This is a genomic window from Actinomycetota bacterium (genome assembly GCA_040905475.1).
Lineage (GTDB): Bacteria > Actinomycetota > AC-67 > AC-67 > AC-67 > DATFGK01.
This window is the reverse complement of record JBBDRM010000012.1, coordinates 24,161-45,061: the sequence shown is the minus strand read 5'-3', so window position 1 is coordinate 45,061 and position 20,901 is coordinate 24,161. Positions and strand designations below refer to the sequence as shown.

At 68.2% G+C, this 20,901-nt stretch carries 20 protein-coding genes; 10 read left to right on the top strand and 10 right to left on the bottom strand.

Annotation, left to right across the window (positions count from 1 at the left end; all coding sequences use genetic code 11):
- Nucleotides 1–70 precede the first annotated feature (70 nt).
- Nucleotides 71–1,153: an isocitrate/isopropylmalate dehydrogenase family protein gene (locus WEB06_01450; protein ID MEX2554278.1), complete on the top strand. Its 1,083-nt coding sequence runs from the start codon at nucleotides 71–73 to the stop codon at nucleotides 1,151–1,153.
- 66 nt (nucleotides 1,154–1,219) lie between these two features.
- On the opposite strand, the gene WEB06_01445 is transcribed toward WEB06_01450, so the two are convergent.
- The gene (locus WEB06_01445) at nucleotides 1,220–1,942 is read right to left on the bottom strand and encodes a DUF559 domain-containing protein (protein MEX2554277.1); all 723 of its coding nucleotides are present in this window, start codon (nucleotides 1,940–1,942) and stop codon (nucleotides 1,220–1,222) included.
- Between the two features lie 413 nt (nucleotides 1,943–2,355).
- Here WEB06_01445 and WEB06_01440 point away from each other — a divergent pair, with 413 nt between their 5' ends.
- The 5 genes from WEB06_01440 to trpS all read left to right on the top strand — a co-directional run bounded on the left by WEB06_01440 (nucleotide 2,356) and on the right by trpS (nucleotide 6,622).
- The gene (locus tag WEB06_01440) at nucleotides 2,356–2,835 is read left to right on the top strand and encodes a VOC family protein (GenBank protein ID MEX2554276.1); all 480 of its coding nucleotides are present in this window, start codon (nucleotides 2,356–2,358) and stop codon (nucleotides 2,833–2,835) included.
- Nucleotides 2,836–3,152: 317 nt separating this feature from the next.
- A complete protein-coding gene (gene mdh / locus WEB06_01435) occupies nucleotides 3,153–4,085 on the top strand; it encodes a malate dehydrogenase (protein MEX2554275.1) in 933 nt (310 codons plus the stop codon).
- A 59-nt stretch (nucleotides 4,086–4,144) separates the two neighbouring features.
- Entirely contained in the window at nucleotides 4,145–4,993 is an 849-nt protein-coding gene (locus WEB06_01430) for a fumarate hydratase (protein MEX2554274.1), read from the top strand.
- 1 nt (nucleotide 4,994) lies between these two features.
- The gene (locus tag WEB06_01425; protein ID MEX2554273.1) at nucleotides 4,995–5,615 is read left to right on the top strand and encodes a FumA C-terminus/TtdB family hydratase beta subunit; all 621 of its coding nucleotides are present in this window, start codon (nucleotides 4,995–4,997) and stop codon (nucleotides 5,613–5,615) included.
- Nucleotides 5,616–5,629: 14 nt separating this feature from the next.
- Nucleotides 5,630–6,622, top strand: coding sequence for a tryptophan--tRNA ligase (gene trpS / locus WEB06_01420; GenBank protein MEX2554272.1), 993 nt, complete (start codon nucleotides 5,630–5,632; stop codon nucleotides 6,620–6,622).
- 7 nt (nucleotides 6,623–6,629) lie between these two features.
- Here trpS and WEB06_01415 read toward each other — a convergent pair whose 3' ends face one another.
- Genes WEB06_01415 through sdhC form a run of 5 tightly spaced genes read right to left on the bottom strand, consistent with a single transcriptional unit; the run spans nucleotide 6,630 to nucleotide 10,593 of the window.
- A complete protein-coding gene (locus tag WEB06_01415; protein ID MEX2554271.1) occupies nucleotides 6,630–7,349 on the bottom strand; it encodes a succinate dehydrogenase iron-sulfur subunit in 720 nt (239 codons plus the stop codon).
- Nucleotides 7,350–7,351: 2 nt separating this feature from the next.
- Nucleotides 7,352–8,023: a CADD family putative folate metabolism protein gene (locus WEB06_01410; GenBank protein ID MEX2554270.1), complete on the bottom strand. Its 672-nt coding sequence runs from the start codon at nucleotides 8,021–8,023 to the stop codon at nucleotides 7,352–7,354.
- A 9-nt stretch (nucleotides 8,024–8,032) separates the two neighbouring features.
- Nucleotides 8,033–9,769 carry a succinate dehydrogenase flavoprotein subunit gene (gene sdhA / locus WEB06_01405; GenBank protein ID MEX2554269.1) on the bottom strand — a complete coding sequence of 579 codons (1,737 nt, stop codon included), beginning with the start codon at nucleotides 9,767–9,769 and terminating at the stop codon, nucleotides 8,033–8,035.
- A complete protein-coding gene (locus WEB06_01400) occupies nucleotides 9,766–10,209 on the bottom strand; it encodes a succinate dehydrogenase hydrophobic membrane anchor subunit (GenBank protein ID MEX2554268.1) in 444 nt (147 codons plus the stop codon). The genes sdhA and WEB06_01400 overlap by 4 nt, the downstream gene beginning before the upstream one ends.
- Nucleotides 10,210–10,593 (bottom strand): succinate dehydrogenase, cytochrome b556 subunit, encoded by a 384-nt coding sequence (gene sdhC / locus WEB06_01395; protein MEX2554267.1) that lies wholly within the window; start codon nucleotides 10,591–10,593, stop codon nucleotides 10,210–10,212.
- A gap of 89 nt (nucleotides 10,594–10,682) precedes the next feature.
- Here sdhC and WEB06_01390 point away from each other — a divergent pair, with 89 nt between their 5' ends.
- Genes WEB06_01390 through WEB06_01380 form a run of 3 tightly spaced genes read left to right on the top strand, consistent with a single transcriptional unit; the run spans nucleotide 10,683 to nucleotide 14,746 of the window.
- Nucleotides 10,683–12,275 (top strand): methylmalonyl-CoA mutase family protein, encoded by a 1,593-nt coding sequence (locus tag WEB06_01390; GenBank protein ID MEX2554266.1) that lies wholly within the window; start codon nucleotides 10,683–10,685, stop codon nucleotides 12,273–12,275.
- Nucleotides 12,276–12,279: 4 nt separating this feature from the next.
- On the top strand, nucleotides 12,280–13,653 hold the full coding sequence (locus tag WEB06_01385; protein MEX2554265.1) for an NAD(P)H-quinone dehydrogenase: 1,374 nt from the start codon (nucleotides 12,280–12,282) through the stop codon (nucleotides 13,651–13,653).
- Nucleotides 13,654–13,657: 4 nt separating this feature from the next.
- A complete protein-coding gene (locus WEB06_01380) occupies nucleotides 13,658–14,746 on the top strand; it encodes a hypothetical protein (GenBank protein ID MEX2554264.1) in 1,089 nt (362 codons plus the stop codon).
- On the opposite strand, the gene WEB06_01375 is transcribed toward WEB06_01380, so the two are convergent.
- A complete protein-coding gene (locus WEB06_01375) occupies nucleotides 14,722–15,981 on the bottom strand; it encodes a hypothetical protein (protein MEX2554263.1) in 1,260 nt (419 codons plus the stop codon). The two genes, WEB06_01380 and WEB06_01375, sit on opposite strands and share 25 nt — an antisense overlap.
- Nucleotides 15,982–16,012: 31 nt before the next feature.
- Nucleotides 16,013–17,776, bottom strand: a complete 1,764-nt coding sequence (locus WEB06_01370; protein MEX2554262.1) for an acetyl-CoA carboxylase biotin carboxylase subunit — start codon at nucleotides 17,774–17,776, stop codon at nucleotides 16,013–16,015.
- A gap of 77 nt (nucleotides 17,777–17,853) precedes the next feature.
- On the opposite strand from WEB06_01370, the gene WEB06_01365 reads away from it, so the two are divergent.
- Nucleotides 17,854–18,618 carry a biotin--[acetyl-CoA-carboxylase] ligase gene (locus tag WEB06_01365; protein MEX2554261.1) on the top strand — a complete coding sequence of 255 codons (765 nt, stop codon included), beginning with the start codon at nucleotides 17,854–17,856 and terminating at the stop codon, nucleotides 18,616–18,618.
- Between the two features lie 6 nt (nucleotides 18,619–18,624).
- On the opposite strand, the gene WEB06_01360 is transcribed toward WEB06_01365, so the two are convergent.
- Together WEB06_01360 and WEB06_01355 are read right to left on the bottom strand one after the other, a co-directional pair.
- On the bottom strand, nucleotides 18,625–19,506 hold the full coding sequence (locus tag WEB06_01360; GenBank protein MEX2554260.1) for a hypothetical protein: 882 nt from the start codon (nucleotides 19,504–19,506) through the stop codon (nucleotides 18,625–18,627).
- A gap of 416 nt (nucleotides 19,507–19,922) precedes the next feature.
- Nucleotides 19,923–20,816, bottom strand: a complete 894-nt coding sequence (locus tag WEB06_01355; protein MEX2554259.1) for a GerMN domain-containing protein — start codon at nucleotides 20,814–20,816, stop codon at nucleotides 19,923–19,925.
- Nucleotides 20,817–20,901: the final 85 nt, after the last annotated feature.

Genomic DNA, 20,901 nt, shown 5'->3' with positions numbered 1-20,901 from the left:
GGCCCCCCCGCCACTTTGTTCCCCTCTGTGACCGCACCGATAATGGGTCTCCCTCACGCAAGGAGAACCCATGACCTATCGAGTGACCTTTATCCCCGGCGACGGGGTCGGCCCCGAGCTGTCCGAAGCCACCCGCCGCGTCCTTGAAGCGACCGGCGTCGCGTTCGACTGGGACGTCCAGGACGCCGGCGTCGACGTGATGGACAAGTACGGGACCCCATTGCCCGACCACGTCCTCGAGTCGATCCGCGCCACCAAGGTCGCGATCAAGGGCCCCATTACCACCCCCGTCGGCACGGGCTTCCGCAGTGTCAACGTCGCTCTTCGGAAGGAACTCGACCTCTACTGCTGTCTGCGGCCCTGCAAGTCCTACGAGGGCATCCCCGGCGCCGTCCCCGGCGTCGACATCGTGATCTGCCGCGAGAACCACGAGGACCTCTACGCCGGCATCGAGTTCGAGCAGGGAACCGCCGACGCCAAGAAGGTCATCGACTTCCTCAACGGGATCCAACCCAAACAGATCCGGGAGGACTCCGGGATCTCGATCAAGCCGATCTCGATCTTCGGCACGACGCGAATCGCCAAGTTTGCGATGGAGTACGCGCGCAAGTACAAGCGCGCCAAGGTCACAGCCGTCCACAAGTCCAACATAATGAAGTTCTCCGACGGGCTCTTCCTCCACACCTGCGAGGCGGTCGCCAAGGACTACCCAGATATCGAGTTCGAGGAACGCATCGTGGACAACCTGTCGATGCAGCTCGTGAAGCGGCCGCAGGAGTACGACGTGCTCGTGCTCCCGAACCTGTACGGCGACATCATCTCGGACCTGTGCGCCGGGCTCATCGGCGGGCTCGGGATCGCGCCTGGGGCGAACCTCGGCGACGAGGTCGCGGTGTTCGAAGCGACGCACGGCAGCGCCCCGAAGTACAAGGGTCAGAACAAGGTCAACCCGATGGCGATGATGTTCTCCGGCGTATTGATGCTCCGTCACCTCGCCGAGGACGCAGCGGCCGACGCGCTGGAAGGCGCGCTCGCGGCGGTCATCAAGGAGGGGAAGAGCGTCACCTACGACCTGAAGGAGCGCCGCGACGACCCCACGGCGGTCGGCACCAGCCAGGTCGCCGACGCGGTCATCGACAGGCTGAACGCGTAGCGACGGAACGGTGGCGCGGGGTCGCGAAGTCTGGCCCAAAACCCGACTCGAAACACCACGTTCGGGTCAAGGTTCTGGTCGCGCACGTCGTGCGAGGAGCGCGCGCACGTCGGCGGCGACGCGCCGTGGTCGCTTCGTCGCATCGTCCCACGTCACCCGGTAGACGACCCATCCCAGACTCGTGAGGGCGTTCGAGCGAAAGAGATCGCGACTCCAGTCGGCCTTCGCCGAGTGGAATCGACGGCCGTCGGCCTCGACGGCGACGCGTACCGCGGGATACGCGAAATCCACCCGGGCGACGAACCGGCCGTCTTCCGTGCGAACCTCGTACTGGCGAACCGGTCGCAGGCCTTCGTCGACGAGCAGTCGCCACACGATCGTCTCGAGCGTGCTCTCTGTGGCCGATGAGGGCAGGTCGCCGAGGAGCTCGCGCAGGATCCCGCGGCCGATGACCGTGACGGCGGATCGCTCGAGTGCGTCCTCGAGCTGGCCGCGGGTCGTGAGACGCCGGCGCAACGCCGACTCGATCGCGAGCTCCACCACTGAGGGTCTGACGACCCCGCAGAGGTCCAGAACTGTCTTGGGGACGGACGTCACACGGAACGCACCTCGGATCGTGATGTCGCCGGGCCGCCAAGCCCGGGCCCGATGCACGACGAGCCCCGGGTCGGAGGCTCGTCGCCGTCCCGAGGTCGTCAGCTCGACCGGCGCGGACTCAAGCCCATCGAGGCCCCACACGATGGACGCGGCCCTGTGCGAGGCTGCCGCTCCGGTCCCAAGCCAAAGCATGCTCGCGAAAAGCTTCTGTCTCCAGATCTCGGTAGGATCTCGCGGCAGGCACAGGCCATACACGCCTGGGCGGAGCCTCCTCCAGCGCTCGGCTCGGACGAGGCGCCGTACCGTTTCGAGAGAGACGCCGGCCGCGATAGCCTGAGCTCGGGCGATCGTCCCGTGCTGTGTCGCGGCGAGCGTGGCGCAGGCGGCGAGGCTCGTCGGGACGTGACCTGGCATCGGAACCATCGGGCGGCCGACTGTATGACGGGGCCGGCAACGTGGCACGGGATGGTGACCTGATGGACCCGATCGCGGCCGCCCCGAAGTTTGGCCCGAAGACGTGCGTTCCGGACGCGTTTTAGGTCACACTTGCCGAACGCATCGAAGCAGAACGGCGCGAAACCGACGTGAGAGGGCGAGAGGCACTCGTGGCGAAGACGTCTGGCATCCTCGGCGTCGACCACGTCGCCGTCTTCACCGCGCGTATCGAGCGGGCGGAGAGCCACTACGGCGATCTGTTCGGCGCGACCGTGCTGTTCCGCGCGACGACCCATCATGGGACGTGGGTTGCGATCGACGCCGACGCAACCTGGGACCAGATCCGCCGGCGCGGGCTGCGGGTCGAGGCGTCGTTCCTCCGCGCCGGCGTGGTGACGATCATCGCGGCCGACGAACCCTCGCCGGGGAAGGGCGGCCCGCTGAATCACGTCGGCCTCGGCACCGGCGACGCCGAGTTCAAGCGCATCCGCGACCGGGTGCGTGCGCTCGGATTACGCGAGCACGAGGGCGATTCAGACACGTTCAAGTTCCGCGACGAGCTCGGGGTCCTGTGGGAGGTCTCCCGCGGGATGGAGGCGGCGCACCGGCCGCCGAAGCGCCTGGACCTCGGAACCGGCCGGGTGACCTGACCGAACCGTACTTCTGCACACTCCGTGGCTTCACGGATATGTACTCGCTCGGCGCATCTCGACGGACCGCCAAGGGACTGGGATAGGGCGATCATCACGTCGACCTGTTCTACCTAGGGCACGTAGCGATTCCTCCGGCCCGGGTACGAGGCCAACCGCGTCGCAGCGTGGATCCCGGCGCTCGGCGGCGTCCAGGATCAGCCGGAGCGAGGCATCACCGTCGCCGACCTCGGAGCGAGCCACGGCGTCCTCCATCGTCTTGAGGGACTCCACGCGCGGTCAATACGATGGGCGCTCGCGCCTATGGAAGGGACGTCATGAAGATCACCGTCGTCGGAGCAGGTAAGTACGGTTCCACCACCGTCCAGCGCATCGCCGAGAAGGGGATCTGCGACGAGGTCGTGATGACCGACATCGTCGAAAGCCTGCCACAGGGGCTCGCGCTCGACATGATGCAGTCCCGTCCGATCGAAGCGTTCGAGACCCGCGTGACCGGGACCAACACCTATGACGAGACGGCCGGGTCGAGCATCTGCGTGGTGACGGCCGGGCTTCCGCGCAAGCCGGGCATGAGCCGCATGGACCTGCTCGAAGTCAACGCGAAGATCATCCGAAGCGTGGCGGAGCAGTTCTGTCCCAGCTCTCCCGACGCGGTCGTGATCGTGGTCACGAACCCGCTCGACGAGATGACCTACCTCTTCCGCGAGGTGTCGGGCTTCCCGGCCGAACGCGTGCTCGGACAAGCGGGCATGCTCGACACCGCGCGCTTCAAGCACTTCGTCGCGGAGGAGCTCGGCGTCTCTCCTCTGGACGTCGAAGCGATCACGCTCGGCTCGCACGGAGAGACGATGGTGCCGGTGCCGAGCCGGGTGACGGTCAAGGGGAAGCCGCTCACGGAGCTGGCCGACGCCGGCACGATCGAGCGCGTCGTGCAGCGGACCCGCGACGGCGGCGCCGAGATCGTCGCACTGCTCAAGACCGGCAGCGCGTACTACGCGCCGTCGTCGGCGGCCGTCGCGATGGTCGCTGCGGTCGCCCAGGACTCGGGGGCGATCATGCCTGCCTGCGCCTGGCTCACCGGTCAGTACGGCGTCGAAGGCGTCTACCTCGGCGTGCCGGCCAAGCTCGGCGCCGGGGGTGTGCAGGAGGTCGTGGAACTGCCCCTGGCCGACGACGAGGTCGCCGCGCTCCGGGAGGCAGCCGAGGCCGTGCGGACGAAGTGCGCCGACGTCGCCAAACTGGCTGGGTAGTTGTAGCTCCCGCGCGAGCGCTGGATCCCATCCTGCGCCCGCACGGCTAGACTGACCGGGTGGTCCGCGAGCTACACGTCGACGAGATCGCCGGCGCACTAGCGAAGCTCTGTATCGACATCTGCTACCGCATGTCGCCCGACATGAAGGCAGCGGTGAAGCGCGCCCGAGAACTCGAGGAATCGCCGATCGGACGCGAGATACTCGATCAGTTGATCGCCAACACGGAGATCGCCGCGGAGGGCGAAGTACCGTACTGTCAGGACACCGGAACGACCGTGGTGTTCGTCGAGGTCGGGCAGGACGTGCATCTGGTCGGCGGAGCGCTGGAGGCGGCGATCAACGAGGGCGTCGCCCGTGGTTACACGGAAGGCTTTCTCCGCGGCTCGATCGTGGCCGATCCATTGTTCGAGCGAAAGAACTCCGGCGACAACACCCCGGCGGTCGTCCACACCCGTGTCGTGCCCGGCGATCGCGTTCGGATCACCGTGGACGCGAAGGGCGCCGGAAGCGAGAACATGAGCCGCCTCGCGATGCTCAAGCCGTCCGACGGCATCGAAGGTGTCCGGGCATTCGTTCTCGATACCGTCGAGCGCTCGGGCCCCAACGCATGTCCGCCCGGCATCGTCGGCGTCGGCGTCGGCGGCAACTTCGAGGGCGTCGCGCACTTGGCGAAGCGCGCGCTGACGAGACGTGTCGGGGACCCGAACCCCGATCCCCGCTGGGCCGCGTTCGAGCGGGAGCTACTGGACGGCGCGAACGCTCTCGGCCTAGGCCCCGAGGCGCTCGGCGGCACGCAGACCGTCCTCGCCGTGCACGTCGAGTCGGCGCCGACCCACATCGCCTCGCTCCCCGTCGCCGTCAACATGGAGTGCCACGCGCACCGCGCCGGGCACGTGGAGGTCTAGCGTGCCGGTCTCGGAGCTGCCCGGCGGACTGAAGCGCGTCGAGGCGCCCCTCTCCGACGACGACGTCCGGGCGCTGCGTGCCGGCGACCGTGTGCGCATCTTCGGCCGCGTCTACGGCGCGCGGGACGCGGCACACAAACGCCTGATCGAGATGCTCGACCGCGGCGATCAGCTCCCCGTCGATCTCGCCGGTCAGATCGTCTACTACGTCGGCCCGACTCCGGCGCGACCGGGCGCCGTGATCGGCGCGGCCGGGCCGACGACCGCAGGGAGGATGGATCGCTACACGCCTCCGCTGCTCGAGCTCGGACTCAAGGCGGCCGTCGGAAAGGGCGGCCGCGGCGAGGCGCTGCGCCCCGAGTTCCAGAAGCACACCGCCTGTTACCTCGCTGCGCTCGGCGGCGCCGGCGCGCTCGCGAGCCGCACGGTCAAGCAGGCGCGCGTCGCCGCGTTCGATGAGCTCGGGCCCGAGGCCATCTTCGAGCTGGAGCTCGAGGATTTCCCCGCCTGGGTCGTGAACGATTGCTATGGTGCCGACCATTACGCGACGGTCGCAGAACCGTGGCGGAAGTCGTCCTCGCCGGGCACCTCGCAAGCCTCGAGCGAGCTGGGAGGAGGGTAGGAGCGGTGAAGCGCATCCTGTCGGGCATCCAGCCGTCGGGCGAGGTGCACCTCGGGAACTACATCGGCGCGCTCCAACATTGGGCTGCGCAGCAGGACGAGAAAGACTGCTTCTACTGCATCGTCGACCTCCACGCGATAACCGTGCCGCAAGATCCGAAGACGCTGCGAGAGGCGACGCTCGACCTCGCGGCGACGTTGATCGCGAGCGGCATCGATCCCGAGCGGGCGACGCTCTTCGTTCAGTCGCACGTGCCGGAGCATCCGCGGCTCGGTTGGGTGCTCGAGTGCGTCGCTACCTTCGGCGAGCTCAAACGCATGACGCAGTTCAAAGACAAGGCCGCGAAGCAGAAGGAAGGCAACGTCAGCGTGGGGTACTTCACCTACCCCGTCCTTCAGGCTGCCGACATCCTGATCTACCAGGCGGACGAGGTCCCGGTTGGGGAGGACCAGCGCCAGCACATCGAGCTGACCCGCGACATCGCCCAGCGCTTCAACGCGAGGTTCGGCGAGACGTTCGTCGTGCCGCAGCCGACGATCCCGAAGGTCGGCGCCAAGATCCTCGATCTCCAGAACCCGGCCGCGAAGATGTCGAAGTCGGCGGATTCGCCGCGGGGGACGGTCAAGTTGAGCGACACGCCCGATGAGATCCGCAAGAAGATCAAGACCGCCGTCACCGACTCGGGCCGCGACGTCGTCGCGAGCCCCGACCGCCCGGCGATCACCAACCTGCTCACGATCTACTCGGTCGCGTCCGGAAGGACGATCGCCGAGCTCGAGCAGGAACTCGCGGGGAAGGGGTACGCGGAGCTCAAGGGCGGGCTCGCCGACGCGTTGATCGCGTTCCTCGACCCGATCCAGAAGCGTTACACGGATCTCCAGAACGACCCCGCGGAGCTCGCCCGCCTGCTCGAGATCGGCGCCGAGAAGGCGCACGTCGTCGCCTCGAAGACGTTGGCGACGGCGTACGACCGGGTCGGGTTCCTTCCGCGGAGCGACGGGCGGTAACGAACGCTCAGATCTTTCGGAACAGGATCTGCTGCTTCACTTCCTGGATCGCGCGTGTCACGTGGATCCCGCGCGGGCATGCGTCGGTGCAGTTGAACGTCGTCCGGCAGCGGAAGGCGCCTTCCTTCTCCGCGAGGATGCGCAGCCGATCCTCGGCGCCGTGGTCTCGAGAGTCGAACACGAACCGGTGCGCGTTGACGATGGCCGCCGGCCCGAAGTACTCATCGTTCGACCAGTACACGGGGCAGGACGTCGTACACGCTGCGCACAGGATGCATTTGGTCGTGTCGTCGTACCGCTCGCGCTCCTCGGGCGACTGGAGCCGCTCGCGCTCGGGAGCTGGATCGTCGTTGATCAGGTAAGGGAGCATCGAACGGTACGAGTCGAAGAACGGCTCCATGTCGACGATGAGATCCTTCTCGACCTTCATCCCGCGGATCGGCTCTACGGTGATGGGTTGTTTCAGGTCCTTGATCAGCACCTTGCACGCGAGCATGTTCTTCCCGTTGATGAGCATCGCGTCCGACCCGCAGATGCCGTGCGCGCAGGAACGGCGGAAGCTCAGCGTCCCGTCCACGTACCACTTCACGTGATGGAGGGCATCGAGCACGCGGTCCATCGGCTCGTACGGGACGGTGTAGGACTCCCAGTGGGAATCGTCGTCCGCATCCGGGTTGAACCGAAGGACCTTGAGGACGAGCGCGCCCTCCTTGCGCTTGCGCGCCACGGTTAGGCCGCCACCTCCGGGCACCACACTCGCGTCACGCCGTCGAGCAGACTCCAGAGGGCGTCCAGGCCTTCGGAGGCGGCCTGCACCGCGGCGGCCCGCCGGTCTGCCGGAGCCGTACGCTCGAGCAGGTCCCGCGCCATGTCCGCGTGCCATTCGTCGACCTCGAGGTGGACGGTGAAGAAGCGGAGCGTCGCCTGGTCGTCGATGCTGTAGTGGCGCTTCAGGCCGTCGATCTTCGACTCGGCAACCGCCGGCACCATCGACTCGTACGCGTAGAGCGAGGCGAGGCCGGCCGCGACACCGGATGTGGCGACGCGACGGAACGTCTCGTCGCAGGCGGCCGTCTCGGGAAGCGGCGCCGCGGCGCGGACGTCCTCGCGCCGGCACCCGATCCCTTCGGCGAACCGGAGCCACAGCTCGGGGTGGTTCTCGGAGCCGCGCTCCTCGTCGATCAGGTTCTCGAGCAGGTACTGCCGCGTCTCGAGGTCCGGCGTCTCGGAATGCACCGCCGACAGGTACGTCGGGAAGGAGAGCACGTGGCGGTAGTACTGGCCGGCGTAGCCGCGGAGCGCTTCCATCGAGAGCGTGCCGTTGGTCCACGCCGTGTAGAACGGGTGCTTCAACAGATGCTTGCGCTCGACGAGGGCGTCGATCTCACGTGTCCAACCCATCTTCCCCTCCTAGTACTTCCGCTCGACCGGCTCGTACCGGGTGATCGTAACCGGCTTGTACGAGAGCTTGATGGTGCCGTTGGTCTTCCAGGCGAGCGAGTGTTTCAGCCAGTTGACGTCGTCGCGCGCCGGGTAGTCCTCTCGCGAGTGTCCTCCCCTGCTCTCCGTGCGCGCACGCGCGGCGTGAACGAGGGTCTGCGCCAGATCCAGCAGGAAGCCGAGCTCGACGGTCTCCATGAGGTCGGTGTTGTAGGAGCGGCCCTTGTCGTGCACTCCGACGCCGAGCTCGAAGCGCTCCTGGAAGCGCGCCAACAGATCTTCCTGCTCGCGCAGGCCCGTCTCGGTCCGGTAGACGCCGGCGTTTTCGTCCATCGACCGCTGCAGCTCGTCGCGGAGCCCGCCGGCCGACTCGAGCCGGGTCCGCTCGAGCAGCTCGTTCAGCATCCGCTTCACGTCCCGCTCGGGCTCGTCGCCCAGCGGCGCGTGGTCGAGCCGCTGCGCCTCCTCGGCCATCGCCACGCCGCCGCGCCGCCCGAACACGTTGATGTCGAGCAGGGAGTTGGTGCCCAAGCGGTTGGCGCCGTGCACCGAGACGCAGGCGCATTCACCGGCGGCGTAGAGGCCGGGCACCGGCGTGTTGGCTTCGTCGGCGATCACCTGGGCGTCGATCGTGGTCGGGATGCCGCCCATGGCGTAGTGGGCCGTCGGCTGGATCGGCACGCCTTCCTTCAGCGGCTCGACGCCGAGGTAGATCCGCGCGAACTCGGTGATGTCGGGGAGCTTCTCCTCGACCACCTTGGGGTCGAGGTGATCGACGTGAAGGAGCACGTAGTCCTTCTTCGGCCCCAGCCCCCGGCCCTCGCGGATCTCGACGAATATCGCACGTGAGACCATGTCGCGCGGCGCGAGGTCCTTGATGGTCGGGGCGTAGCGCTCCATGAACCGCTCGCCCTCCGAGTTGCGAAGGATCCCGCCTTCACCCCGCGCCGCCTCGGACAGCAGGATGCCGATCCCGTAGACACCGGTGGGGTGGAACTGGAAGAACTCCATGTCCTCGAGCGGGAAGCCGCGCCGGAGCACGACCGCAGGGCCGTCGCCGGTGAGTGCGTGCGCGTTCGACGTGACCCGGAACATGCGCCCGTAGCCGCCGGTCGCGAACAGCACGGTCTTGGCGCGGAACACGTGCAGCTCGCCCGTCGAGAGCTCGTAGGCCACCAGGCCTGCCACGCGGTCGTCCGCCATGAGGAGGTCGAGGACGTAGAACTCGTTGAAGAACTGGACGTCGTGCTTGATGCACTGCTGGTAAAGCGTTTGGAGGATCATGTGGCCGGTGCGATCGGCCGCGTACGCGGCTCGGCGCACCGGGCCTTCACCGTGATTGCGGGTGTGGCCCCCGAACCGCCGCTGGTCGATCTTCCCGTCCGGTGTGCGGTTGAACGGCAACCCCCACCGCTCCAGATCGAGAACAGCGTCGATCGCCTCCTTGGCCATGATCTCGGCGGCGTCCTGATCGACGAGGAAGTCGCCGCCCTTGACGGTGTCGTAGACGTGCCACTCCCAGGAATCCTCTTCGACGTTCGCGAGCGCCGCGCACATGCCGCCCTGCGCCGCGCCGGTGTGCGAGCGCGTCGGATACAGCTTCGAGATGACGGCGGTGCGGACGTCCCGCGACGCCTCCAAGGCTGCCCGCATCCCGGCGCCCCCGGCGCCGACGATCACCGCGTCGTAGGTGTGGAACGTCGTCATCCGCCGAGCACCGCCGAGCGGCCCTTGGCCGGATCGAAGGTGAGGATCACGAGCGTCCCGAGCAGGATCAGGATGAACGTGACCATGTAGAGAGCGCTCTTCAGCGCCGCGCGCGGGCCGGGGCGGCGCACGTAGTCCTCGATGACGACCTTCATGCCGTTCGCCCCGTGCAGCATGCCGAGGAACAGCATCGTCCAGTCCCAGGTCTGCCAGAACGGGCTCGACCACCGGCCCGACACGAACGCGAAGTCCACGCGATCCACGCCCTCGCCCAGGATGTGCACGATGGTGAAGTGGCCGAGCACCAGGACGACCAGGATCATCCCCGAGATCCGCATGAAGAACCAGGTCCAGAGCTCCATGCTCCCCGAGCCCGGCCGGGGCCGCGCGTATGCGGAGCGACGCTCGCGTGGCGCTGTAGGGCGGGTCGTGACGGCCATCTACAGGCTCCGGAAGAAGCCGCGGCCCATGAAGTAGAGCGCGGGGATCATGAGGATGATGTACAGGCCGAGGACGATCCCGAACAGCTCTTTGTGGCGGTCCGAGAGCTTCGGGAAGAAGTCGATCGCGATGATCTTGAGGCCGTTCAGCGCGTGGAAGAGCACCAGCCCGGCGAGCGCGATCTCCATCAGCCGGATGATCGGGTTGTGATAGACGGCCACCACGCGGTTGTAGAGCTCGGGCCCCCATCCGACGAGAGCCGTGTCGACGATATGGGCCAGAAGGAACAGGAAGACGGCGACACCGGTGATGCGATGGAACGCCCAGGACCACTGGCCCTGGCCACCGCGGTAGACGGTCCCGATCTTCTCGGGGACGCGCACGCCTTTCCCCCCCTGCGACGTGGGCACTCACGCGAGGGAGCGGCACGCACAGCGCGCCCCGCTCCCATCCCCGACTATAGCATTAGGCCATGAGCGACGAATCCGCGGTGGGCGACGAGCGGACCACCCCGTCCGGCATCCCCATCGAGCCGCTCTACCTCCCCGAGCACGCGGCCGATCTGGACCCCGAACACGATATGGGGAAGCCCGGCGAGTTCCCGTTCACGCGCGGCATCTACCCGGACATGTACCGGGGCAAGACCTGGACGATGCGCCAGTACGCCGGGTACGCGAGCGCCAAGGAGTCCAACGCACGGTACCGATACCTCCTCGAGCACGGGCAGACGGGCCTATCGGTGGCCTTCGATCTGCCCACGCAGATGGGCTACGACTCCGACGACCCCGTCGCGCAGGCCGAGATCGGCAAGGTCGGTGTGGCGATCGACTCGCTCGCCGACATGCGGACCCTCTTCGACGGCATCCCGCTTGACAAAGTGTCGACGTCGATGACGATCAACGCCCCGGCCTCGTTGCTGCTGCTCCTCTACGAGCTGGTGGGGGAGGAGCAGGGAGTGCCGGCGGAAAAGCTCACCGGCACGATCCAGAACGACATCCTCAAGGAATACATCGCGCGCGGGACCTACATCTTCCCGCCCGAAGGATCGATGCGGCTCATCACCGACACGTTCGCGTACTGCGCCGACCGCCTGCCGCGGTTCAATTCCATCTCGATCTCGGGCTACCACATGGCCGAAAAGGGCGCGACGGCGGTGCAAGAGGTCGCGTTCACGCTCGCCGATGCGGTCGCGTACGTGGAGGCCGGGCTGAAGGCCGGCCTCGACATCGACACGTTCGGCCCGCGGCTCTCGTTCTTCTTCGTGGCGCGCGAGACCCTGTTCGAGGAGGTCGCGAAGTTCCGTGCCGCGCGCCGGCTGTGGGCCGGCATCATGCGCGACCGCTTCGGCGCGAAGGACCCGCGATCGCAGATGCTCCGCTTCCACACGCAGACCGCCGGCGTTCAGCTCACGGCCCAGCAGCCGGAGAACAACGTCGTCCGCGTCACGATCCAGGCGCTGGCGGCCGTGCTCGGCGGGACGCAGTCGTTGCACGCGAACGCCTTCGACGAGGCGCTCGCCCTGCCGTCCGAGAAGGCGGCGAAGATCGCGCTCCGTACGCAACAGATCCTCGCGCACGAGTCCGGCGTCGACGCCACCGCCGATCCTCTCGCCGGGTCGTGGTACGTCGAGTCGCTGACGCGGGAGGTAGAGCGCAGGGCCAAGGCGTACATCGAGGAGATCGACCGTCGCGGCGGCGCGGTCGCGTGCATCGAGTACATGCAGGATGAGATCGAGGAAGCGGCCTTCCAGGAAGCGCAGGACATCGAAGCCGGGCGCCGCATCGTCGTCGGCGTGAACAAGTACGCCGAGGCCGAAGAGGACCATGTGGAGCTCCTCCGCGTCGATCAGAACGTCCAGGAGGACCAGATCCGCCGTCTCGCGGAGGTGCGGGCCGGCCGCGACCAGGCCGCGGTCAAGGAGTCGCTGGAGGACGTGCGTGCCGCTGCGCGCGGGACCGACAACCTGCTCGTGCCGATGCGCGAGGCGCTGAAGCGATCGGCGACCGTCGGCGAGGTGTCCAACGTGCTTCGGGAAGTGTTCGGCGTCTACCGGCCAAAGAGATAGCCTCGTGCGCATCGTCATCGTAGGCGGCGGCCCCGCGGGGTACGAGGCGGCGCTCGTCGCCGCGGAGCTCGGCGCGGAGGTGACCGTCGTCGACCGCGTTGGCCTCGGCGGCGCGTGCGTGCTTTTCGACTGCGTCCCGTCCAAGACGCTCTGCACCAGCGCCGAGGCGGTGACCTGGCTCGAAGCCGCGCCCGCGCTCGGACTCGCCTCGGCCGACAACCCGCCGCGGCCCGAGGTGAACCTGTCCACGATCTTCTCGCGGATCATCTGGCTCGCGGAGGCCCAGTCCCGGGACATCGAGAAGAAGCTCGCCGTCGCCGGGGTGCGGGTGGTAGCCGGAGCGGCGCGACTCTCGGATCCGCGAACCGTCATCGCCGAGACCGACGGAGAGGACGAGCGTCTCGACGCCGACGTCGTCCTGGTCGCGACGGGCTCGTCGCCGCGCGAGCTGCCCACGGCACTCCCGGACGGGCGCCGGATCCTGAACGCACGGCAGGTCTACGACCTCGAGGACGTGCCCGAGCATCTGATCGTCGTCGGCTCCGGCGCCACCGGCGCCGAGTTCGCGCACGCTTTCAACCGGCTGGGAGCCCGCGTAACCCTCGTCTGCTCACGCGACCGCGTGCTCCCGAGCGAGGACCCCGATTCGGCGCTGGTCCTGGAAGAGGTCTTCGAGCGGCGCGGCATGGAGATCCTCAAGAACGCGCGCGCAGGCGGCGCCCGCGCGACCGATCACGGCGTCGAGGTCGAGCTGGCCGACGGCAGGGTGCTCGCCGGTTCGCATGCACTGTTCACGGTCGGACAGGTGCCGAACTCGGCGGATGCGGGGCTGGAGGCGGCCGGCGTCGCGATCGCCAAGGACGGGTCGATCCCGGTGGACGGAGTCAGCCGCACGAACGTGCCGACGATCTACGCGGCCGGCGACGTGACGGGGCGGATGATGCTCGCCAGCACCGCGGCGATGCAGGGGCGCATCGCGATGTGGCACGCGCTTGGTCAGGCCGTATCCCCGATGCGCTGGGAAGAGGTCGCCGCGACCGTGTTCACCGACCCCGAGATCGCGACCGTCGGACTCTCCGAGGCCGAATGCGCGGAGCGCGGGATCCAGGTCGACGTCCGCAAGCTGCCGTTCGCGACCAACGCGCGCGCGAAGATGGTCGGCCTCGAAGACGGTTTCGTGAAGGTGCTCGCGACGAGGGGAACGCACGCCGTCGTAGGCGGAACGGTCGTCGCGCCGCACGCGAGCGACCTCGTCCTGCCGCTCTCGCTCGCCGTGCACGCTCGCCTCGGCGTCGAGCAGCTCGCGCAAGCGTTCTCGATCTACCCCTCGTTCGGAGGGAGCATCCAGGAAGCGGCACGCCAGCTCATGCGGGGGTAGACGGATGATCGTGCTCCGGGTGCTCGCTACAGCCTCGGGCGTTTTCCTCATCCTCGCGACGCTGATGTCGGCCGTCCGCACCGTCATCCTGCCCCGCGGCGTTCCGGTGCGACTCGGGCGAGCCGTTTTCCGGACGATGCGCCTGCTCTTCGAGCTCCGCGTGGGTCGTGACGCGTCGTACGAACGCCGCGACCGGATCTTCGCGCTGTACGCGCCGGTGACGCTGCTCGTGCTGACGGTGGTGTGGCTCACGATGGAGTTCATCGGGTACACGCTCGTCTACATCGGGATCGGGATCGATCCTCCGCGCGAGGCGATGGTGGTGAGTGGATCGGCGCTCCTCACGCTCGGGCTTATCCATCCGGAAGAGTTCGGGGCTACGCTGGTTTCGTTCACCGAGGCGGCGGTCGGCTTAGTCGTGCTGGCGCTGTTGATCTCGTACCTGCCGACGCTCTACGGCGTGTTCTCCCGCCGGGAAGCGGCCGTCGAGACGCTCGAGGTCCGCGCCGGATCGCCTCCGACGGCCGTGGAGCTCATCGAGCGTTACTGGCGCATCGAGTTCTTCGACGAGCTTCCCTCGCTCTGGGAGAAGTGGGAAGCATGGTTCGTCGAGCTTGCCGAGACCCATACCTCGTTCCCGGCGTTGGTGTTCTTCCGCTCGCCCGAACCCGGGCAATCGTGGGTCACGGCCTCGGGGACGGTGTTGGACGGCGCCGCGCTGTACCTGGCGGCCGTCGACCGGCCGCGTGAGCCGCGAGCCGAGCTGATGATCCGGGCCGGGTATATCGCCCTCCGCCGTGTCGCGAGCTTCTTCCGCATCGAATTCGACAACGACCCGCAGCCGGACGATCCGATATCGATCCAGCGCGAGGAGTTCGACGAAGCCTGCGAGCGACTCGCCGCGGCGGGGGTTCCGATGCGGAGCGACCGGGACGCGGCATGGCGGGATTGGGCGGGCTGGCGGGTCAACTACGACACGGTTCTGCTGTCGATGGCCGCGCTGACCGAGGCGCCGCCCACCCCGTGGACGGCGGATCGCTCACCGATCGTCGCGGAGTTCTCTGAGCATCAACCGGCGTGGCGGCGCTTGTAGCCGACCAGGAGCAACCCACCGGCACCGGAGACACCGGCCAGCGCGAGGAGCCACCACGGCGGCTCAGTCCCTCCGGCACGGCTGCCGTTCCCCGATGCGATCCCCAGGGTGGAAGGGCTCGGTGACGTGGTGACCACGCTCGACGCGACCGGGGTCGGGGTCGCCGTCGCGGCCGGCAACGGTGACGGCGACGGCGGAATCGAAGGCTTCGGTTTGGGTTTCGGCTTGGGAGCCGCCGGTGCCGGCGCGGGAGCGGCGCCGCCCGACTGCTTCGCCTTCCCCGAGTTCGGGCTGATCATCAGCGATGAGGCGTCGACCGCCTCGAACGCGCTCGCCGGCACCGACTTGAGCTCGTCGAGCATGTCGTTCGACCAGTCGTCGGACGCCGCGCCGGTGAAGTACCAGTCGGAGCCGTTGTCGGCCAGGATCATCCCGTGCTTCTTCATCGCCGCGAGGATCGTCTTGGTGTCCGAACGGAAGCCTGAGGTGCTGAAGCTCGCCTTCAGGCGGAAGCGCGCGCCCATCGGCGGGAGGTTCTTGTTGCTCGTGGCGCCGGCCTGATGCCGCGCAGGCCACACGAAGGACCTGTCGGTCTGCGAAGCGGTCATGCGGATCGCGTGGTCGACCTTTCCGGCCTTCACCTCGTCGAGCCGCACGAGCCCGGCGAAGATCGGCAGCCCGGCTGCGTCTGCCGAGGTCCAGCCGGCGGGCCGCAACGCGTTCGACTTCAGGTTCCAGATCGCGCCCGAGCCGGCCGTCGACCCGCCTCCGGGCGCGTATTCGGCGTCGAAAAGCTCGTAGAGCGTGCACGCGTCGCGGTCGATCATGATCGCGTGCCGGTCCGAACCGCCTTCGATCGGCGTGTCGGTGCCGAACGGGTACGGCCCCGGGTCACTCTCGTCCGGATAGGAGAAGTCGACCGGGACATCGGCGTGCGAGGAACCGACGACCGTGTACGGGATCCCGTACGGCATCGGCTCACCAGACGACCCGAAGTCCGGGTGAAGGTCCGTGCTCGCGCCGTCCATCGACGCCATCCAGGCCGCGCTCCGCGGGTGCACCGGAAGCTTCGAGATGTCCGAGTGCCACACGTTGTCGGCCGGGAAAACCGGGCACCCCGACGCTCCCGGCGGCGATAGAGCGCCGGCGCCTGCAGCGGGAAACGCTGCGAGCCCGGCGGCGACCAGGCAGGTCCGTACGGCACGCGCTCGGCGCATCTCCAGGAGTATCGGCATCACGGGCCGCCGTCCCCAGGGGACCGTCGGCCTACTCGATGACGGCGAGCGGGGCCCCGGTCTCGACGTTCTCCCCGGCCGAGACATGCAGCTCCCCGACCGTGCCGTTCCGCGGGGCGCTGATGTGGTTCTCCATCTTCATCGCCTCGAGCACGATCAGAAGGTCGCCCGCTTTGACCGCGTCGCCGACCGCGACGACGGTCTTGACCACCGTGCCCTGCATGGGCGCCCGGACCGTCTCCTTCACGTGCGGCCCCGCGCCCGAGCCGGCCTTCGCCTCCGCGACCGGCGCCGCGGGACGCGAAACGGCGGGGACGGCCGCGGTGCCGACGGCCGTGAGCCCATGCACGGCCACGTCGAACCGCTTCCCGTCGATCTCGACGGTGACCGTGCGCTCCGGTGCGGCGGTTGCGTCGGCCGTCTTCGCCGGGACCGGCTGCGTCAGCCCCGACAGGTCCAGCTCGTTCTCGACGAAGCTCGTCGAGAACTCGCCGGAAGCGAACCGCGGGTGCTCCATGATCATCCGGTGGAACGGGATCGTGGTCCTCACTCCCTCGATCACGTATTCGTCGAGCGCCCGCACCATCCGCGCGCGCGCCCCGTCGCGATCCTCCGCCCACACGACGAGCTTCGCGATCAGCGAGTCGTACGAGCGCGGGATCTCCGAGTCGGCCCCGAACCCTGAGTCGATGCGCACGCCGGGACCGGACGGCTCCCGGTACGCGCCGATGCGGCCGGGCGAAGGGAAGAACTTCTTCGCGGGATCCTCGGCGTTGATGCGGCACTCGATCGCGTGCCCGCGGGTGCGGATGTCGGATCGCGAGAACGGCAGCTCCTCGCCGGCCGCGATCCTGATCTGCCACTGCGCGAGGTCGATCCCGGCGCACAGCTCGGTGACCGGATGCTCCACCTGCAGCCGCGTGTTCATCTCCATGAAGTAGAAGCTGCGCAGATCGGCGTCGAGAAGCGTCTCGATCGTGCCGGCGTTGACGTAGCCGACCTGGCGCGCGATCGACACGGAGCTCTCTCCGAGCGCTCGGCGCACCTCCTCCGAAACGACCGGCGACGGCGACTCTTCGACGAGCTTCTGGTGCCGCCGTTGGAGCGTGCAGTCGCGCTCGCCCAGGAAGAGCACATTGCCGTGCGTATCGGCGAGGATCTGGGCTTCGATGTGGCGTGCCCCTTCGAGGTAGCGCTCGAGGTAGACCTCGTCACGGCCGAACGACATCGCCGACTCGCGTTGCGCCGACGCGAATGCGTCGTCGAGCTCTTTGTCGGAACGCACCACCTTGAAGCCCCGGCCGCCGCCGCCGAACGACGCTTTGATCGCGATCGGGAAGCCGTGCTCCTCGGCGAACGCGCGCACCTCATCGGGGCCACCGACCGGCTCGAGCGTGCCGGGCACGACCGGTGCGCCGGCCTCGACGGCGGCCTGCCGCGCGGCGACCTTGTCGCCCATCCGCTCGATCGCTTCCGCCGAAGGCCCGACGAACACGAAGCCGGCTTTGGTGATCGCCCGCGCGAAGTCCGCGTTCTCCGCCAGGAAGCCGTAACCGGGATGGATCGCCTCGGCCCCGGCGCGTTCGGCTACCTCGAGGATCCGGTCGATGTTGAGGTACGAGGCCGCCGGCGCGGCCTCCCCGAGCAGGAAAGCCTCGTCGGCGTGGCGCACATGGAGGGCCTCGCGGTCGGCCTCCGAGTAGACGGCCACCGAGCCCACGCCGAGCTCGCGGAGCGCGCGCAGAACGCGCACCGCGATCTCTCCTCGATTTGCGACGAGAACTTTCGAGAACATGGCGACCTCGGGCGGAGGGTAGCAGACGGCCGTTCGGGCCTCACGCCGGGTCTTTCCCCTGGTAGCCTCGCCGCCGGATGGAACCCGAGCCGTTCGACCCCGCCGCGTTCGAGCAGGCCGCCCGCGCGGCGTCGTGGGTGCGCCGCGTGATCTGCTCGGCCGAGACGGACTCGACGAACGCAGAGGCGCTGCGCCTGGCGGCGTCCGGTGAACCCGAAGGGTGCGTGGTCGTCGCCGATGCTCAGACGGCCGGCCGAGGCCGCCTGGACCGTTCCTGGTGGTCCGAGCCCGGCCGTTCCTTGCTCACCTCCTGGCTCGTCCGGCCGGCCCTGCCCGTCGAGCGGTGGCCCACGCTGACCCTGGTCGCCGGGCTCGCGGCCGCTCGCGCCCTGATCGCATCGGCGGGGGTCGAAGTGCGGCTCAAATGGCCGAACGATCTGCTCGTCGGCGGCCGAAAGCTGGGCGGCCTGCTGGCCGAAGCCGACGGCCGGGGCGCATTGGTCGTCGGGCTCGGCGTGAACGTTCGCCAGACCGAGTTCCCGCCGGAGCTCGCCGGCCTCGCGACGAGTGTCGCTCTCGAGGGAGGCCGGCCCGTGGACCGGGCATGGCTGCTCGCGGCCACGCTCTCCGGCTTCGGTGCGCGCATGGGAGCGCCGGAGGGAGCGCTCGACGAGTACCGGACGTTGTGCGACACCCTCGGGAAGCGGGTGCGGATCGAGCGCGCCGGCGCGGAATCGCTGGAGGGGATCGCGCGCGACCTATCGGCGATCGGCGCTCTACTCATCGAGTCCGGACGCGAGATCGTCGAGATCGCTGCCGGCGACGTCGTGCATCTTCGCTGACGTTTCCTACGAGATCGAGGTCATCGTGATCTGGAACGTCATGTTGAACACGGCCGAAAGGTTGCCCAGCTGTTCGGGGATGTTCTCGAATGCGAGGGTGCCGGTCATCTTGAGATCGCCGAGTGCCGACAGCAAGAATCCGCTCTCGGTAGCCATCGACTGGATCAGATTCGTCGTGAAGTACCCGTTGAACGTCATCGCGGCGTTGCGCAGCTCGGAAGGCGCGTCGGTGCCGACGAGATCGGCGAGGTCGGCGAAGCTGATGCGGAAGTTGAACGGCGTGTTGGTCGCCGAGCGTATGACCGCCGCCTCCCGGCCGTCGATCACCTCACGGCGAACGAGCGTGGCGTCGCCTCGGTAGCGGATCGTTTCGCCGAACGGGTTTGCCATATCGAGGTCGATATCCCAGCTCTCTCCCGGGTCAACCTTGTGGTGCGGGAGGATGGGGCCGAAGGCTTCCGGGCCGAACATGCCGGCCAGGTCCGAGACCGGATCTGCCTCTCCAAGCTCGAGGAGCCCGGTCCCCTTCGCTTCGAGCACGCGTCCGTCCGGCGCCATGCGAACGTTCAGCGGGGTCGGCGGCGCGGGCACGTTGATCGTTCGTTTGCCCTCGACCACGCGGATCTTCTCGACGGCGTACTGGATCGTCGCCACGCCGCCCTTGTCTACCGCGGTGGTCTTCTGACTCAGGACCATCTCCATGCTGCCCTTGAGAGCCTCGCCGCCGAAGGCCAGGCTTCCGGCGCTTATGTCGAAGGTCATGGCGAGCCCGTACCGGTGTGTCTCCCCGTTCTGGAAGGCGTACTTGAGATTCGCTGCGCCGGCCGACGGGCCGAACGCGAGGAACGCGAGCACGCCGACGACGACCAGGAGGGATCCGGCCGTCATGACCACCGGACGCCGTCGGGATCTCGCCGGCCCGACCGGCCCGGCGGGGAGGGTCGGGTCGGACGGGACCGGAGGAGGTGCCCCCGGTGATTGAGGCGCCTCAGGAGCAGTCGTCGGCACGCCGGGCTGCCGCTGGGGAGCCGGCGGCGGAGCCGCCCGCTCGGGGCTCGCGAGATGGCCCTGCGGGCAGTAGCCGTCTCTCCCGACCTGTCTGCGGCACTGGGGGCAAAGCATCGCCTGAACTCCTAGCTCGACCGACTTTTACCCTATCGGACACGTCTTGGTGACGGAATGACTCATAGCGGCCATTTGAGTTCGGGCCAACGGTCCTATCGGTCGTTACGCGGCCCGACTGAAGGGGCCCGCCGCGGCGCGGCGGGCCCGTTGTCGTGGGGTGGGCGGCGGAGCTGCGGAGGTCAGCCGACCTTGATCGTCCGGTCCTCCATGAAGTCGATGGATCCGTCCATGGCGCTCGCCTCGAACACTTCCAGGGTCCACGTCTGCGGCGTGGAGGGCACGTCGAACTTGATCCTCTTTGTGAAGGGCTCGCGAGCGGGCGCCGCCTCGAGTGCGGTTGCCGAGGTCTGAACCACGACCCTGCCCTTCGCGTCGCGCAGGATGATCCCGACGTTCGCTTCGAACGTCTGAGCGAGCCCGCTGAGGTTCAGGGTTCCACTCGACGACGTTCCATCGAGCGGGCTCCACAGCGTGATCGGCGAGAGGACCTCGATCTCCGGGTCGCGGTCCCAGGGCTGATCCGAGAGGCCGACGTGGCCCCAGAAGTCCTCTATCCGGCGGCCGTTCGACGCTGTTCCCGAGTCCTTGCCCTCGATCGTGAAACGCACCTTCGCGATCGTGGAGAACTCGGTCAGCGTGTAGACGATGGACTGGATCGCGAGCTCCTCGACCCGTGCACCGCCGCTTCCCTCGAGCACTTCGGCGCTCCAGTCGACGGTGGCCACCTCGTCGTTGATCACGACGCTGTTGATCCTCGCGGACTTCGGGAAGGGCACGGTGTGATCCTCGTCCTGCGCCGTGCCGTGCAGCAGCTCCTCGAGCGCCGCGCGGGCGATCGCCTGTGTCTTCGCGACGTGGTGCCGCTCGGGGGTGAGGAACACATCCTCTTCGCCTGCGACCAGGTAGTAGATCGCCACCCGGGTCGTACCGGTGCTCTGAGTGGGGGCAAGGGGGCTGGGCGAATCTGCGGTTGGGGTTCCCGAGGTCTGCGAGCCGGGCGTGACCCCCTGCTGCTGGGTCGAGCAAGCCGCGGCCGCCGCCGCCAGCGTGAGCGTCGCGATGAGCTTCTTCATGGCTTCCTCCTCGATCGGGGATCGACTGCAGAGAACGACCCCCAGCGACGAGGGTACGTTGCAACCCGACCCCAGATATGTACCT

What these genes read in the sequence shown, in the direction of transcription:
- WEB06_01450 (MEX2554278.1), top strand. Translation starts at nt 71, where the DNA reads ATGACCTATCGAGTGACCTTTATCCCCGGCGACGGGGTCGGCCCCGAG.
- WEB06_01445 (MEX2554277.1), bottom strand. Translation starts at nt 1,942, where the DNA reads ATGCTTTGGCTTGGGACCGGAGCGGCAGCCTCGCACAGGGCCGCGTCC.
- mdh (MEX2554275.1), top strand. Translation starts at nt 3,153, where the DNA reads ATGAAGATCACCGTCGTCGGAGCAGGTAAGTACGGTTCCACCACCGTC.
- WEB06_01410 (MEX2554270.1), bottom strand. Translation starts at nt 8,023, where the DNA reads ATGGGTTGGACACGTGAGATCGACGCCCTCGTCGAGCGCAAGCATCTG.
- sdhA (MEX2554269.1), bottom strand. Translation starts at nt 9,769, where the DNA reads ATGACGACGTTCCACACCTACGACGCGGTGATCGTCGGCGCCGGGGGC.
- WEB06_01400 (MEX2554268.1), bottom strand. Translation starts at nt 10,209, where the DNA reads ATGGCCGTCACGACCCGCCCTACAGCGCCACGCGAGCGTCGCTCCGCA.
- WEB06_01390 (MEX2554266.1), top strand. Translation starts at nt 10,683, where the DNA reads ATGAGCGACGAATCCGCGGTGGGCGACGAGCGGACCACCCCGTCCGGC.
- WEB06_01380 (MEX2554264.1), top strand. Translation starts at nt 13,658, where the DNA reads ATGATCGTGCTCCGGGTGCTCGCTACAGCCTCGGGCGTTTTCCTCATC.
- WEB06_01375 (MEX2554263.1), bottom strand. Translation starts at nt 15,981, where the DNA reads ATGCCGATACTCCTGGAGATGCGCCGAGCGCGTGCCGTACGGACCTGC.
- WEB06_01370 (MEX2554262.1), bottom strand. Translation starts at nt 17,776, where the DNA reads ATGTTCTCGAAAGTTCTCGTCGCAAATCGAGGAGAGATCGCGGTGCGC.
- WEB06_01365 (MEX2554261.1), top strand. Translation starts at nt 17,854, where the DNA reads ATGGAACCCGAGCCGTTCGACCCCGCCGCGTTCGAGCAGGCCGCCCGC.
- WEB06_01360 (MEX2554260.1), bottom strand. Translation starts at nt 19,506, where the DNA reads ATGACGGCCGGATCCCTCCTGGTCGTCGTCGGCGTGCTCGCGTTCCTC.
- WEB06_01355 (MEX2554259.1), bottom strand. Translation starts at nt 20,816, where the DNA reads ATGAAGAAGCTCATCGCGACGCTCACGCTGGCGGCGGCGGCCGCGGCT.